The sequence below is a fragment of the Prescottella equi genome, assembly GCF_002094305.1.
Classification (GTDB): Bacteria; Actinomycetota; Actinomycetes; order Mycobacteriales; family Mycobacteriaceae; genus Prescottella; species Prescottella equi.
Window position 1 is genome coordinate 227,854 of sequence record NZ_LWTX01000006.1, and the last position, 13,821, is coordinate 241,674.

Below are 13,821 nucleotides of genomic sequence, written 5' to 3' on the forward strand. Positions count from 1 at the left end.
AAGATGCTGCTGCAGGCGAAAAGTCAGGCCTGGACGGGGGTCAGGCCGCCGTTGCCGTTGACCGAGAACCCCTGCGCGAGCAGGGACGCCCCGAGGTTGCGGGTGTAGTTGTCCACCCGGTAGTGCAGCGAGAACGCGCGGGTGTCGCGGTAGAAGCGCTCGAGCGGGTAGGTCTTGAACATCGAGCGCGATCCGCAGATGTCGAGGCAGCGCTGCGTGACCTCGAGGGCAACCGCCTTGGCGACGGTGAGGGCGTGGACTCCACGGAACTCGCCCTCCGATCGCCGACCGGCGTCCCACGCCTCCGCCGCATGGAAGAGCCCGGCGCGGGCGGTGGAGAGCTTGGCGGCCAGTTCGCCCAACTGGAATTGGATCAGCTCGCTGCCTGCCAGCTGCGGACGTTCCCGCACCCAGTCGACGGTGAAGTCGAAGGCGCCGCGCGCGGCCCCGAGATGGTTGGCGGCGAAGGCCAGCGTGAACGTGCGGGTGTCGTCGGTTTCCCACCATCCCGGCTCCCCGAAGATCGCGTCGTCGGGCAGCACGTAGTCGGTCACCTTGACGGCCCAGCTGACCGTCGACCGCATGCCGAGCACGTCCCAGTTGTCGATGAGCTCGACCTCGGGGACGTCGCGGGGCACGAGCACGGCGACGGTCCGGTAGTCGTAGTCCTCCGTTCCCGGCATGGCCAGCCAGATGATGAAGTGTGATGCACCCGGACCGAGGGAGGCAAAGTGCTTGGTGCAGTTGAGCACCCAGTGGCCCTGCTCGTTGCGGACCAGCTGGCTGCTGGAAGTGCCGAGATTGTTCTTGCCCGGGACCGACTCACTGCCGACCGATGCAACCAGCTCACCGGCCTCGGCGATCGGGACGACGTACTTGCGCATCTGCTCGTCGGTGGCCGCATGCGCCAGCATGCCGAGGGCGTGCGAGTGGACCTGGAACAGCTGCGCGGTCGGGGCATCGATCGTTGCCATCCGCTCGATGAGCTCGTAGTACTCGGCGAAGCCGCCCTCGCTCCACAGTCCGGCGCCGCCCCACTTCTCGGGAAGCGTCAGCGTGAGCAGATCCGCCTCGTTCAGCTCGGCGAAATTCTCGGTCGGGAAGATCGCCTCGTCGTCGTAGCGACGAGCGCGGTCACGGAAGCCTTGGGCCAGGGCGTCGATGGCGGCCAGGCGCTTGGCCTGCTCGGGGGAGTTCATGGTTTCTCCTTCGGTGGTGGAAAGCGGAAAAGTCAGCGCGGACAGCGGATCGGAAGCTGTCAGGTCGCGGGTCGTGAAAGTCCGTGGCTCGGGGTCGAAGGCGGCCCAGTGTTCATCGGAGACGGCGGGAAACTTGGCCCGCACCACGTCCTCCCAGCACGGATCGTCGGCATCCCCCGCTGCGGCGCGCAGGCCGCTGTCGAGCACGCGGCCGTCGGCCATCGTCACGGTGAGCCCGCTGCGGCGGACGGCGGGGAACCCGGCTTCGAGGGCGGGGTCCACGACGACCTCGACGAGGCTCGCCATCCGTGCGATCACCGGGTCGCCGAGATCACTTGTGACGGAGTCGAGTCCGAACCCGCCCGTCGTGAGGTACGCGGCCAGCGGCCAGACCAGGTTGAACTGGGCCTCCTCGCTGGTCGACGGCACCATCCGCGCCAGATCGGCTGCGGCCCGGAAGGTCCGGACCTGCACGCCGGTCACGTCGGCAGGGTCGAGCCGCTCGCGGCCGAGCATGCGCAGCACCTGCGCGGCACCGGCCAGGGCCGGGTGCACCCAACGGCAGCACGGGAACGGCTTGACGTAGGTACGCATCACGTGCCACTGGGTGCCGAGATCGGTGTCGTCGCCGCACGGACGTCCGGCGACGAACTCGGAGCGGTGTGCGGTGAAGCCGGCGGCCGCGAGTTGGGCGCTGGTGACGCCGACGTGCGCTCCCCAGCCCATGGCGTCTTTCGCCATGGTGGGCTCGGCGACTGCCCGCATGATCAGGTCGACCGGCGCGTGGTACTCCGCCAACCCGAGGGCGGCGTCCACCTGAGCCGGCGACAGCTTCAGCAGGCGGGCGCACGCCGCTGCGGCACCGACGGCCCCCCAGGTGCCGCTGCTGTGGAACAGCGGCCACCGGTCGTGCTGCGCGATGGCCGCCCGGATACCGACCTCGTAGCCGATCAGCGTGGCGAGGAGGAACTCCTCGTGGCCGGCGCCGGTCGCCTCGGCCGCCGCGAGCGCCGCCGGGATGATCACCGCGCCGGGGTGCCCCTTGGCGAGAGCGTGGCCGTCGTCGTAGTCGACGGCGTTCATCACGGTGCCGTTCGCGAGCGCGGCGCCGGACGCCGAGACACGGCGCCCGTCGAGCAGACACGTGGCCTCGTCGCCCCCCATCGCGGTGGCGACGTAGTCGGTGATGATGTGAGCGGCGCTCAGCAGCGTTCCGGCGCGGGCCGCGGCCGAAGCGTCGAGCGTCAGCATGCCCAGGCGACGTCGCACGTGCACCGGCACCTGCGACCAACTGAGTCCTACGACGAACTCCAGCACATCACTGACCGGCGTAGTTGCGTCAGTGCCATCTGCTGTCGTCATATTTGCAACATCATGAAGATGTGTGGGCGCCTCGAGTGTCATCAATGGTCCTTTCCGTTCGGCAGGTGCGCGGCGAGCCGACCCGCGTGGCCGATGAGTGCCGCCAGCAACGCCGTGCGTGGGACGACGGAGTCCCGCACCACCGTCTCGGCACGGCTGCACTGGTCGAACGCGGTGGGCCCGAGCCCGTCCAACACCAATGGCGCGAATTTTCCGACCAGACTGGCGTCCGAGCCGCCCATCTCGGCGACGGGACGCAACTCCGACCCTCCGGCGGCGGCCAGCTCCTCGGCGAGCGCGTAGACGGGGTCGGTGACCGAACGCGAAAGCGCTGGACGGGTGATTCCTCCGGAGATCTCGATCCTGACCCCGTCCACCGCGCGGGCCTCGGCGCGACGACGGATCTCGGCAACCAGAGCCTGGCCCGCCGCGTCGCCGGGAGCCCGCAGATCGACGTGGAGTTCCGCCTGATCGGGGACGACCTGACGCGCCGTGCCGGAACGCAGGATGCCGACACTGCAGATGGTGCGCTGCGCGCGGTCGGTGAGCGATTCGAGTTCCTCGACGAGCGGTGCCAGTGCACGCAAAGCACTCGCCCCGGTGTCGTCGGTGCAGTGCGCCGTGCGGCCGTGCGCGGTGATGAGCATGGCGCCGACCGCGCCCCGGGAGACGATCACGCCCCCGTCGACGAGACCGGCTTCGAGGGCCAGACACACATCCGTGCGGCGCCCCAGGTCGGCGAGCCAACCGCGACTGTCGACGCTGCCCAACTCCTCGTCGGGGACCAGCGCGTAGGTGATCGACGCGACGCCCGGCACCGCCGTCTCGAGCGCCGCCTCGATCGCGTGGACGGCCATCGCGAGAGCACACTTCATGTCACCGAGACCGGGCCCGGACATGGTGGGCGCGTTCGTCACGATGGGCCAGTCGGCCGTCGCTCCCTCGGGCCAGACCGTGTCGGCGTGTCCCAGCACGAGGAGCCGAAGTCCCGGGCTGCCGGTTTCGAGTGTGGCCTCGAATGCTCGGCCCCGGCCCGAGGCGATCGTGTGTCGGCGTGAGGTGAACCCCAGCGCCGCGAGCCGCTCGGCGACCAGGTCGCTCACCCGGTCGACGCCCGCGGGAAGGAATGATCCGCTCTCGACCTCGGTGAGTCGGGTTGCCAGGTCGAGAATGTCCGGCAGCCGCGGCGCGAGAAGGGCGGCCAACTCGGGGACGGAGGCCGGCGTTCGTGTCAGTTCAGGCATCGGCTTCCTCCGCTCCTGGGGCGACACCACGTGCGGCGTCGGGATCGATTGCGCGGCTGACATACTCGCCAGCCGCCGGACCGTACAGCTCCCAGAGCCGGCGAAGCTCACGTAGCGGATCCGGGTGCTCGTCGACTCGCAGGTCGACGAGCGGAAACTGCTCACTGCCGTGCACCCGCAGGCAAGCCGACCGCAGCGGCTCCGGCTCACCGCCGGCCGCGAGGCCGGCCTCGAGCGCACGCACCAGTCGCTCGCCCAGCTCCAGCCCCACGCTGCTGTCGAAGGCCGCGCTCGCGGCCCGGCCCACGATGTCACCGACGAGGATGTTGCCGGCCACGACGTGGTCTGGGGCGGTGACGACGGAAACCCCCACCGGGTCGACATACGCACCCGTCCAGGCGATTCCGGGTCCGTGAGTGCCGATGGCCGCGAGCTGACGCCAGTCCGCATGCACGCTCGAATGCCGCACACCCTCGACGGCCTCGGCGGCGGTGGCTCCGCCGGCCATCAGGTCGAGCAGGCGGGGCCCGAGTCGCGGATCGGTGCGGTGCTGGGTGACGACCGCGCCGACCCCGGTACGCAGCCACGGCACCCGGGCTCCGACGGCGACGTCGGAGGTGGCGGTCGCGACACCGAGCTGCCCTGTGCGGTCACACCGGGCGACGACGGAGTAGGTCATCGGGTCACCGCCCACATGTCGGCGCTGCGCCACGAAACCCGGCACGGCGCATCGACGGTGACGTCGGCGGGGACGGTGCGGCTCGCGAGGTCCGCGCTGATCACCCTGCCGTCGGCGAGTTCGACGCGCACCGACGTGCGCGCACCGAGGAACGCAATGTCCCGCACGATGCCCTCGGCGCGGAAGTCGGTGCTCTCGGCAGACTGGAGACCGACGACCTCCGGACGCAGGATCAGCGTGACGTTCCTGTCGGCCGGAACCTCACCGGACCCGTCGACTCGGCCCTCGCCCACACCGGGTATCGCCACGTCGTACCAGCCCGGGCCGGCTCCCGTGACGACGCCGTCCAAACTGTTGGAGGCGCCGACGAATCCGGCGGCGAAGCGGGTGGCGGGCTGATGGTAGACCTCGGCGGGTGTCGCCACCTGGACCAGATCGCCGTTCTGCATGAGACCGACGCGGTCGGACATCGCGAACGCCTCCTCCTGGTCGTGCGTGACATAGACGAACGTGATGCCCAGCTCGTGCTGCACCGACTTGAGCAGCACCTGCATCTGGCGGCGCATCCGCAGGTCGAGCGCGCCGAGCGGCTCGTCCAGCAGAAGAACCCGGGGACCGAGGACGAGGGACCGTGCCAACGCGACGCGCTGCTGCATGCCACCGCTGAGTTGGCGCGGCCGGTGATCCTCCTTGCCACTCAGCTCGACCAGGTCCAGGAACCTGGACACCTTCTCCACGACGGCCTGCTTGCTCTCCTTACGCTCGCGCAGTCCGAAGGCCACGTTCTCGAAGACGGTCAGGTGCGGGAACAGCGCATAGTTCTGAAAGACGGTGTGCACGGGCCGCTTGTGTGGTGGGGCCCCTTGGATCTCCTTGTCGTCCACGAGGATGCGACCCGCATCGGACTGCTCGAGACCGGCGATCATCCGCAGTGTGGTGGTCTTGCCGCAGCCGCTGGGACCGAGGAGCGAGAAGAACTCGCCTCCCTTGATATCGAGGTTGATGCCCTTCACGACGTGGTGGTCGCCGAAGGAGCACGCGAGATTCTCGAGCCGCAGCGAAGCCGGGCTGTAACCGGGTTCGGCGATGGTTGTCATGCTTCTTCTTCTTCCGAGGTAACGCTGCGTGTCCGCTTCGAAGGCCAGAAGGAGGCCAACGCCACCAGACACATCAGGACGAGCGAGACGAACATGAAGGCGACGGCGATCGCGTTGATCTCCGGGGACGTGCCGTGGCGCGACAGGCTGAGGATGAGGACCGGTAGCGTCTCGGTCTCCGGTCCCGCCAGGAAGACGGTGCTGACGACGTCGTCGAACGAGAACGTGAAGGACAGCAGCGCGGCGATGACGACCGCGGGCATCATCATCGGCCACAGCACCTTCAGGAAGACCCGGCGCGGCGGGGCACCCAGATCCGCCGCGGCCTCGTCGTACGTACCCGTCAGGGTCGCGAAGCGCGACTGGAGCACCAATGTGGCGTAGGCGGAACAGAACACGATGTGTCCGGCCACTACCGACCACGTACCGGTGCTGAGCCCCAGACGCTGGATGACCACCAGGATTCCCGCGGCGATGACGACCTCGGGGATCATGAGCCGGGCGTAGGTGAGGGTCTGCAACACCGCGCCCGCTCGCTTGGGCAGGCGGGAGACCGCCATCACCGCGGCCAACGAGAGAGCGACCGCGACCACGGTGGACAGCAACGCGATCAGACAACTGGTGAGGAAGTCCGCACGCACCCGCTCGTCGGCGAACGCTCCGGTGATCCACTCGAGTGTCGCGCCACCCCAGCCGACGAGGCTCTCGTCGGCGTTGAACGCGTTGACGATCACCATGCCGATGGGCAGGTAGAGGAAGGCGAGGACGGCAACCGTCACAGCCGCCGCGGGGCTGACCCGGCGCTTCATGTGATGTCCCCCAATCGATCCAGGCGCTTGCGCGAGGCGAAGAGCACGGCGAGCATGACGACCATCAGCGTCGTTGCGATGGCGGCGCCGAACGGGTAGTTGCCGGTGGCGAGGAATTGCTCGGCCTCGACATTGCCGACCATGAGGGTCTTGGAACCGCCGAGGATGGCAGGGATCGTGTACTCCCCGGTCGCCGGGATACCGACCAGGAGCACACCTGCGATGCTTCCGGGCATGGCGAGCTTGACCGTGACCTTCCAGAACGCTCGGCGCCTGCTCAACCCCATGTCGGCGGCAGCTTCGTGCAGAGCCGGGTCGATCCGGTCCAGTGCCATGAACATCGGCAGGATCATCAGGGGCAGGTAGCCCGCGACCATGCCGACCCCGATCGCGAAGGTGGAGTAGCCGAGTTGGGCACCCTCCGGAACGATCCCGAAGAACGCGGCAACCTTGGAGACGACACCGGTCGGCGACAGCAGTTCCAGCCAGGCGTAGGTGCGCACGACGAAACTGATCCAGTACGGCACGATGACCGCGACCAGGAGCAGAGCCTTCGTCCTGCCGCTGGCACGGGCGATGGTGAGCGCGACCGGGAATCCGAGCACCACGCACACCACTGTCATGACGAGCGTCATTGCGAGCGAACGCAACACCGCACCGACATAGGTGCCGCTGAAGAGTTCTCGGTAGTTCTCGAGGGTGAAGCCGGAGCGCACCTGGAAGGTGAGCAGGTCGAACTTCATGACGCTGTACACCGCGAGGAGCACGAGCGGGGCGATGAAGAAGACCGCGACATACGCCGTCATCGGCGCCGCGAGCAGGATTCCGGACCAGCGCCGGCGGCGCCGGGCCACGCCTACGTTCTCGGGTGCGGGCTCCTCCACCCGGCGTGGCGGGGCGCCGGGAGGAGCCACTGGTGGTGCCTGGATCATCAGGAGGCCTTGATCCGGTTCCACATCTTGGCGCGCGCCTCGGTGTCCTCGGCCGACAAGAACTTCTCGACCACGAACTTCGACCCCGTGTCCTGGCGGAGTGCGGGATTGTCGAGGATGCGCGGCTCGATGAACTGTTCGGCCGACGGCATCAGGTAGGAGGCACCGGTGTTGTTGATGAACCCGCCGTAGGTTTCCGGTTCGAGGCGGAAGTCGAGGAACTTCAACGCTTCCGCGGAGTGCTTGCTGTCGGGCAGCAGCGCGACGCCCTCGATGTAGCCCGGCGTGCCCTCCGCCGGCGAGACCCACCCCAGTGACGGATCGTCGGCGCCGGCGAACGCATAGTCGTAGCCGACCGCGACGAGCGCCGACCCGTCGGCCACCGACTTCGCCTGACCCGTGCGCTGGAACGCGAGCAGATGCGGCTTGATCTCCTTGATCTTCGCCTCGGCCTCGTCCAGTTCACCGCTGTCGGTGGTGTTGATGTCGTAGCCGAGGGCGAGGAGCGCGATCGCCTGGACGTCGAGGTCGTAGTCCGGCAGCACGATCTTGCCCGTCCACTGGGAGGCGTTGTCGAACAACTCCTTCCACGAGGCCGGCGGATTCGGGACCTTCTCCTTGTCGTAGATGATCCCGACCTTGCCGAGGTCGGTCGGGATGCCCCACGGGAACTCGTCGCGGTATTCCTGCGGAAGGTTCGCCAGGTTCGGAACCGACGCGGGATCGAAGTCGGCGAGCAGGTTACCCGCCTCCAGTCGGGCCGCCGTGGCATTACCCACGGCGACCAGGTCGTAGACGCCCTTGTCCTTGGCCAACTGGGCAGCCAGAGCAGAAGATCCACCGTCCGGCAACGCGAACTGTTCGATCTCGATCCCGGGGTTGGCGGCCTCGAAGTCGGCGATCTCCGTCTCCCCGACCCAGTCACCGTAGTTGAGGAACTTCAGGGTCACGGTGTCGGAATCGCCGGATCCCCCACCACACGCCGACAGTGCGGCCCCGAGAGCCACGCACGTGCCGGTCGCTACCAGTACTCGCCAGGTCTTGACACGCATGACCCCTCATTTCTGTTGTCAGTATCGCAACATCAGTTGCCGTATGGACATGTGAAGTATTGGGCGGCGGTGTGCCCGACCGGTGTCGTGACCGTTACAAGTTCGTTTCTTATGTTGCGAATGAGCCAATTTGTGTTGTGCCAGTTGCAATTCATGGCCAAGCTCTTCGCATGCCCCCCACACGCGACACCAGCATTCGCCGCGGTCTGGAAGTTCTGATGACCCTCCAGACCCGCCGCGCCCGCGAGAGCGGCGGACTCGGCGTCACCCAACTCGCCGAGATCCTCGACATGGACAAGAGCCAGGTCTCACGCAGCCTCAAGGTCCTCACCGAGTACGGAATGGTCGACCGCGACCCCAAGACGCGCGCCTTCCGACTGGGATGGCGAATCTTCAACATGGCGCAGGTCAGCGGCGACCAGCGACTGCTGGAATGCGCGGGCGGCGTCCTCGACGGACTGCTCAACCGCCTGGACGAATCCGTCTACCTCTCGGTGCGTTCCGGCTACGACGCGCTGACCGTGGCCGAGCGGACGGCCAATCACTCGATTCAGGCGATGCCGGCGCACTGGTCGCTGTACTCGACCTCGGTGGGACGCGTCCTCCTCACCGACAAGACCTCCGCCGAGATCCGCGAGATGTACTCCGGGCAGAAGCTACGCAGCGCTCGGGTGGACGGCGTGGGCTCCGTCGACGACCTCGTGGAGGCCGTCACCCGAGCGCGCGAGGACGGGCATTCCATCGTCGTGGACGAGTTCGAGGTGGGACTCGCGGCCGTCGGCGTACCCGTGCGCGACTATCGCGGCGTTCTCGTCGCCTCGCTCGGGGTCTCGGGGCCGACGTTCCGTCTGGAGCCGAAGATCGACCGCGCGGTCACCGATCTGAAGGAGGCCGCACAGGAACTCGAGGACCTCCTCTCGCTGCGGAACGGCGAGCGATACTCGCTCGGGCGGGAAGCATGACGGGGCGGGCGCACGTGGCAGTGACACAGTTGGCGCCGCGCCTTCTCGATTTCGACGCCAACGCGGACATGACCGTCGACGCCATCGCGTCCGCTCGTGAGCGCGGAGCCGACATCGTCGTCCTCCCCGAACTCTGCCTGAGCGGCTACATGTTCGACACGATGGACGAAGCTCGTTCCTGCGCAATCACTCCCGAGCATCCCGTCTTCGCCCGATGGGCGCGGGCACTGGCCGGGTCACACGGTCTGGTCGTGGGTGGCTTTGCAGAGCGATCGGGTTCCCGACTTCACATCAGCGCCGCCGTCGTTGGAGCGACGGGCGTCCAGGCCGTCTATCGGAAGACCCATCTCTGGAACCGGGAGAAGCGGTTCTTCACCGCCGGCACCGAGGCCCCTCCGGTCGTCGACACCGCCTTCGGTCGGGTGGGTGTGCTGATCTGCTACGACTTGGAATTCCCGGAAATGGCAAGGAGTCTCGCGATGCGAGGCGCGGATCTGATCGCCGTGCCGACCAACTGGGCACTCGACGCCCGCCCGTACGGGGACGAACCGCCACAGGTCATGCTGGCCCGCGCGGCCGCTCGGACGAACCACGTCCACGTCGCGTGCGCGGACCGCGCGGGCCGAGAGCGAGACCAGGACTTCACCGGCGGCTCGGCCGTCATCGACACCGCCGGTTGGGTGCTGGACACACCGGACGCGACCGGGTTCGCCGGTGCCGTCCTGACGTTGACCACGGCGCGGGATCGACAGATTTCCGGCGTCAACCACGTGTTCGGGGACCGCAGACCCGAACTGTACGACGGGGTGTACCGAACAGCCGAGACCGCATGAGTTGCCCGGTTCCGCGGCGGACTCGGCGCGGACCGTTCCGCGACCGGCGGAGCCACTAGTCTCGGAACATGACCGCACTCGCCCTCGACGTCGGCGGCACCAAGATGGCGGCGGCGCTCGTCGGCGCGGACGGCCGCCCGCTCGATACGCGCACCGTCTCGACGCCCGAGTCGGGCGTGTGGGACGCGTGCGCGGCCCTGCTCCGCAAGGTGGCGGGGGGCACCGAGGTGCGCGGCGTCGGCATCGCGTCGGCCGGCCCCGTCGACCTCGCGTCCGGCACGGTCGCGCCCGTCAACATCGGCGAGTGGCGCGACGGCTTCCCGATCGTCGACGCCGTCGGCGCGCTGTTCCCCTCGGCGACCGTGCGCCTCGCACTGGACGGCGCGGCTGCGGCGCTCGCCGAGCACCGGCAGGGCGCAGGCCGCGGCGTCCCCGACCTGCTCGGTGTCGTGGTGTCGACGGGTGTGGGCGGCGGGCTGATCCGCGGCGGACGAATCGAGAGCGGACGCACCGGCAACGCGGGCCACATCGGGCACATGGTGGTCGCGGGCGGCGAAGAGCTGTGCGGATGTGGCGCCGTGGGATGCCTGGAGACCGTCGCGAGCGGGTCCGCGGCGATGCGGTGGGCGCGCGCCCACGGCTGGACCGGTGCGACAGGGGCCGACCTGGCCGTCGACGCCGAACTGGGCGAACCGACCGCCGCCGCGGCACTCGAGCGGGCCGGCGTCGCGCTGGGGCGGGCGTTCGCCTCGGCGGCCGCACTGCTCGACGTCGACCTCGTCGTGGTGGGCGGCGGCTTCGCACAGTCGGGGCCCGCGCTGTGGCGCCCGATGACGGCGACGGCGGCCGCACACGCGCAGCTGTCGTTCGTGCGCGAACTGCGACTGGTCCCCGCCGAACTCGGCGTTCTGGGCACCCTCACCGGCGCCGGGCTGATCGCGATCGACGCCGTGTGACCGCTCGATCGCACCTCACCTATTCCCACTCGCTGTAACGTGTTCTAGTGTGACCCAGGGCACTCCACAAGAGCGAGGATGAACTGATGACCGACTACGACAAACTCTTCATCGGCGGACGATGGGTCGCGCCGGCCACCGACCAGCGGTTGGAGGTGTTCTCCCCCGCCACCGAGGAGCGCGTCGGCAGTGTTCCCGTCGCCGCACCCGCGGACATCGACGCCGCCGTCGCCGCGGCCCGGGCCGCGTTCGAGTCCGGCGCATGGGCCGAGACCACCCCGGCCCAGCGCGGCGAGATCCTGGCCAAGGCCGCCAAGCTCATCGAGGAGCGCAGCGCCGAACTGATCTCCACCATCTCCGACGAGATGGGCGCGCCGGCGTCCGGCGTCGAGACGATGCAGAAGATCATGTCGCTGGCGACGCTCAACTACTACGCGAACCTGGCGAACGAGTTCGCGTGGGAGGAGACCCGCAACGGCGCGTTCGGGCAGACCAAGGTCTACCGCGAGCCGGTCGGTGTCGTCGGCGCCGTCGTCGCGTGGAACGTTCCCCTGTTCCTCGCCGTGAACAAGCTGGCCCCGGCCCTGCTCGCAGGTTGCACCGTGGTGCTCAAGCCGGCGCCGGAGACCCCGCTCAACGCGAACATGCTCGCCGACATCTTCACCGAGGCCGGTCTGCCCGAGGGCGTCCTGTCGGTGGTTCCGGGCGGCGCCGAGACCGGCGAGTACCTCGTCTCGCACCCGGACATCGACAAGGTCACCTTCACCGGCAGCACCGCCGTGGGCCGCAAGATCGGCGCCATCGCCGCCGAGCAGCTCAAGCGCTGCTCGCTCGAGCTCGGCGGCAAGTCCGCCGCGATCCTGCTCGAGGACATGGACGTCGCCGCGACCATGCCGATGCTGGTGATGTCGGGCCTGATGAACACCGGTCAGGCGTGCGTCGGCCAGACCCGCATCCTCGCGCCGCGTTCGCGCTACGACGAGATCATCGAGGCCATGGTCCAGTTCGCCGGGTTCATGCCCGTCGGCATGCCGGACGATCCGGGCGCCCAGCTCGGCCCGATCATCACCGAGAAGCAGCGCGACAAGGTCCTCGGCTACATCGAGAAGGGCAAGGCCGAGGGTGCGCGCGTCGTGCTCGGCGGCGGCGTCCCGGCCGGACTGGAGAAGGGCTGGTTCGTCGAGCCGACCATCTTCGCCGACGTCGACAACTCGATGACGATCGCCCGCGAGGAGATCTTCGGACCCGTGCTGGCGGTGATTCCGTACGACACCGTCGACGAGGCCGTGAAGATCGCGAACGACTCGGATTACGGCCTTGCCGGTTCGGTGTACACCACCGACATCGAGAAGGGTCTCGAGGTCGCCAAGCAGATCCGCACCGGCACGTACGCGATCAACTGGTACGCGTTCGATCCGGGTTCGCCGTTCGGCGGCTACAAGAACTCCGGCATCGGCCGCGAGAGCGGCCCCGAGGGACTCGAGGCGTACTGCGAGCTCAAGTCCGTCCTGATGCCCCCCGGCTACACCGGCTAGAAGGCACCGCTTCCCCGTCGGGCGCGGCTCTCGATCACGTCGAGGGCCGCGCCCGACGCGGTTCACCCAGCCGGGTCGCGTCGCGCCGCATAGCCTGAGGCGATGGCGACGTCCCCAGCGAGGACCGGCGGCGGCGAGAGCACCCTCACCGTCGTCGTGGCGTTCGCGGCCAATGCCCTGATCGCGCTGGCGAAGTCGGTGGCCGCCGTGATCACCGGATCGGCGTCGATGGTCGCGGAGGCCACCCACTCGTGGGCCGACACCGGCAACGAGGTCCTGCTGCTGGTGGCCGACCGCCGCGCCCGCAAGGCGCCCGACCACGCGCATCCCCTGGGATTCGGGCGCGAAGCCTACATCTGGTCGCTGTTCGCGGCGCTCGGGTTATTCGCCGTCGGCGCCGGAGTGTCCATCACGCACGGCATCCAGGAACTGGCGCACCCGGAGCCGGCGAGCGACTTCGGCGTCGCGTACGCGGTGCTCGGCATCGCGTTCGTACTCGAGGCGATCTCGTTCCGGCAGGCGTTCAAGCAGTTGCGCGGCGAGGCGCACGACGCGCACCGCGATGTCCTCGAACACGCGCTGCTGACGTCGGATCCGACGGTGCGGGCCGTGTTCGCCGAGGACGCCGCCGCGCTGATCGGCCTCGTGATCGCCTTCGCGGGTGTGCTCGCGCACCAGCTCACCGGCTCGCCGATCCCCGACGCGATCGGTTCCATCGCGGTCGGTGTCCTGCTCGGCGTCATCGCGCTCGTTCTGCTCGACCGCAATCGACGCTTCCTCGTCGGCGAGCCCGGCACCCCGGAACTGCGGACGCAGGCGATCAGGAAACTGCTCACCTACGACGAGGTCGAACGGGTGACCTACCTGCGCATGGAGTTCCTGGGCCCGCACCAGGTGTACCTAGTGGCGAGCGTCGACCTCGTCGGGGACTACGCCGAATCCCGCATCGCACACACCCTGCGGGCGCTCGAGGACCGGATCACCGGCGAGACCTCCGCGGTCCGCCGGGCGGTGCTCACGCTCTCGACAGCGGAGGAACCGGACCTCACCGTCTGATCGTCTGACGACGCCCGCCGCCGCGAGTAGAACTGGAAGGAGCGTGGCCGAAACGGACGGAGCAGCCGTGGATCCTCCCGACAGTGCGACGTCGCGAGACGCGGA

12 protein-coding genes are annotated in these 13,821 nt (G+C 68.7%); 5 read left to right on the forward strand and 7 right to left on the reverse strand.

Annotation, left to right across the window (positions count from 1 at the left end):
• Window positions 1-23: 23 nt before the first annotated feature.
• From A6I89_RS16530 to A6I89_RS16560, 7 genes are read right to left on the reverse strand one after another with little or no spacing between them, the layout of a single operon-like run.
• Entirely contained in the window at window positions 24-2,561 is a 2,538-nt protein-coding gene (locus tag A6I89_RS16530) for an MmgE/PrpD family protein (RefSeq protein ID WP_162149956.1), read from the reverse strand.
• 41 nt (window positions 2,562-2,602) lie between these two features.
• Window positions 2,603-3,805 carry a M20/M25/M40 family metallo-hydrolase gene (locus A6I89_RS16535; protein WP_022598007.1) on the reverse strand — a complete coding sequence of 401 codons (1,203 nt, stop codon included), beginning with the start codon at window positions 3,803-3,805 and terminating at the stop codon, window positions 2,603-2,605.
• A complete protein-coding gene (locus A6I89_RS16540) occupies window positions 3,798-4,484 on the reverse strand; it encodes a DUF1028 domain-containing protein (protein WP_044991455.1) in 687 nt (228 codons plus the stop codon). The genes A6I89_RS16535 and A6I89_RS16540 overlap by 8 nt, the downstream gene beginning before the upstream one ends.
• Window positions 4,481-5,581, reverse strand: a complete 1,101-nt coding sequence (locus A6I89_RS16545; protein WP_022598009.1) for an ABC transporter ATP-binding protein — start codon at window positions 5,579-5,581, stop codon at window positions 4,481-4,483. The genes A6I89_RS16540 and A6I89_RS16545 overlap by 4 nt, the downstream gene beginning before the upstream one ends.
• Window positions 5,578-6,390 carry an ABC transporter permease gene (locus A6I89_RS16550; protein WP_022598010.1) on the reverse strand — a complete coding sequence of 271 codons (813 nt, stop codon included), beginning with the start codon at window positions 6,388-6,390 and terminating at the stop codon, window positions 5,578-5,580. Before A6I89_RS16550 ends, A6I89_RS16545 begins: the two co-directional genes overlap by 4 nt.
• Window positions 6,387-7,304, reverse strand: coding sequence for an ABC transporter permease (locus A6I89_RS16555; protein ID WP_157349035.1), 918 nt, complete (start codon window positions 7,302-7,304; stop codon window positions 6,387-6,389). The genes A6I89_RS16550 and A6I89_RS16555 overlap by 4 nt, the downstream gene beginning before the upstream one ends.
• Before the next feature lie 17 nt (window positions 7,305-7,321).
• Window positions 7,322-8,374, reverse strand: a complete 1,053-nt coding sequence (locus A6I89_RS16560; RefSeq protein ID WP_005517544.1) for a polyamine ABC transporter substrate-binding protein — start codon at window positions 8,372-8,374, stop codon at window positions 7,322-7,324.
• 170 nt (window positions 8,375-8,544) lie between these two features.
• Here A6I89_RS16560 and A6I89_RS16565 point away from each other — a divergent pair, with 170 nt between their 5' ends.
• The 5 genes from A6I89_RS16565 (at window position 8,545) to A6I89_RS16585 (ending at window position 13,716) form a co-directional block, all read left to right on the forward strand.
• A complete protein-coding gene (locus A6I89_RS16565) occupies window positions 8,545-9,336 on the forward strand; it encodes an IclR family transcriptional regulator (protein WP_080668439.1) in 792 nt (263 codons plus the stop codon).
• A gap of 14 nt (window positions 9,337-9,350) precedes the next feature.
• Window positions 9,351-10,169, forward strand: a complete 819-nt coding sequence (locus tag A6I89_RS16570) for a nitrilase-related carbon-nitrogen hydrolase (protein WP_197939406.1) — start codon at window positions 9,351-9,353, stop codon at window positions 10,167-10,169.
• A 68-nt stretch (window positions 10,170-10,237) separates the two neighbouring features.
• Window positions 10,238-11,125 carry an ROK family protein gene (locus tag A6I89_RS16575; RefSeq protein ID WP_022598016.1) on the forward strand — a complete coding sequence of 296 codons (888 nt, stop codon included), beginning with the start codon at window positions 10,238-10,240 and terminating at the stop codon, window positions 11,123-11,125.
• An 86-nt stretch (window positions 11,126-11,211) separates the two neighbouring features.
• Entirely contained in the window at window positions 11,212-12,660 is a 1,449-nt protein-coding gene (locus tag A6I89_RS16580) for an aldehyde dehydrogenase (protein WP_013417244.1), read from the forward strand.
• A 102-nt stretch (window positions 12,661-12,762) separates the two neighbouring features.
• Window positions 12,763-13,716 (forward strand): cation diffusion facilitator family transporter, encoded by a 954-nt coding sequence (locus A6I89_RS16585; RefSeq protein ID WP_005517536.1) that lies wholly within the window; start codon window positions 12,763-12,765, stop codon window positions 13,714-13,716.
• Window positions 13,717-13,821 lie beyond the last annotated feature (105 nt).

Excerpts from the sequence above, each read along its gene's own strand:
- A6I89_RS16530 (WP_162149956.1), bottom strand. The coding sequence starts at position 2,561 with ATGACGACAGCAGATGGCACTGACGCAACTACGCCGGTCAGTGATGTG.
- A6I89_RS16535 (WP_022598007.1), bottom strand. The coding sequence starts at position 3,805 with ATGCCTGAACTGACACGAACGCCGGCCTCCGTCCCCGAGTTGGCCGCC.
- A6I89_RS16540 (WP_044991455.1), bottom strand. The coding sequence starts at position 4,484 with ATGACCTACTCCGTCGTCGCCCGGTGTGACCGCACAGGGCAGCTCGGT.
- A6I89_RS16545 (WP_022598009.1), bottom strand. The coding sequence starts at position 5,581 with ATGACAACCATCGCCGAACCCGGTTACAGCCCGGCTTCGCTGCGGCTC.
- A6I89_RS16550 (WP_022598010.1), bottom strand. The coding sequence starts at position 6,390 with ATGAAGCGCCGGGTCAGCCCCGCGGCGGCTGTGACGGTTGCCGTCCTC.
- A6I89_RS16560 (WP_005517544.1), bottom strand. The coding sequence starts at position 8,374 with ATGCGTGTCAAGACCTGGCGAGTACTGGTAGCGACCGGCACGTGCGTG.
- A6I89_RS16565 (WP_080668439.1), top strand. The coding sequence starts at position 8,545 with ATGCCCCCCACACGCGACACCAGCATTCGCCGCGGTCTGGAAGTTCTG.
- A6I89_RS16575 (WP_022598016.1), top strand. The coding sequence starts at position 10,238 with ATGACCGCACTCGCCCTCGACGTCGGCGGCACCAAGATGGCGGCGGCG.
- A6I89_RS16580 (WP_013417244.1), top strand. The coding sequence starts at position 11,212 with ATGACCGACTACGACAAACTCTTCATCGGCGGACGATGGGTCGCGCCG.
- A6I89_RS16585 (WP_005517536.1), top strand. The coding sequence starts at position 12,763 with ATGGCGACGTCCCCAGCGAGGACCGGCGGCGGCGAGAGCACCCTCACC.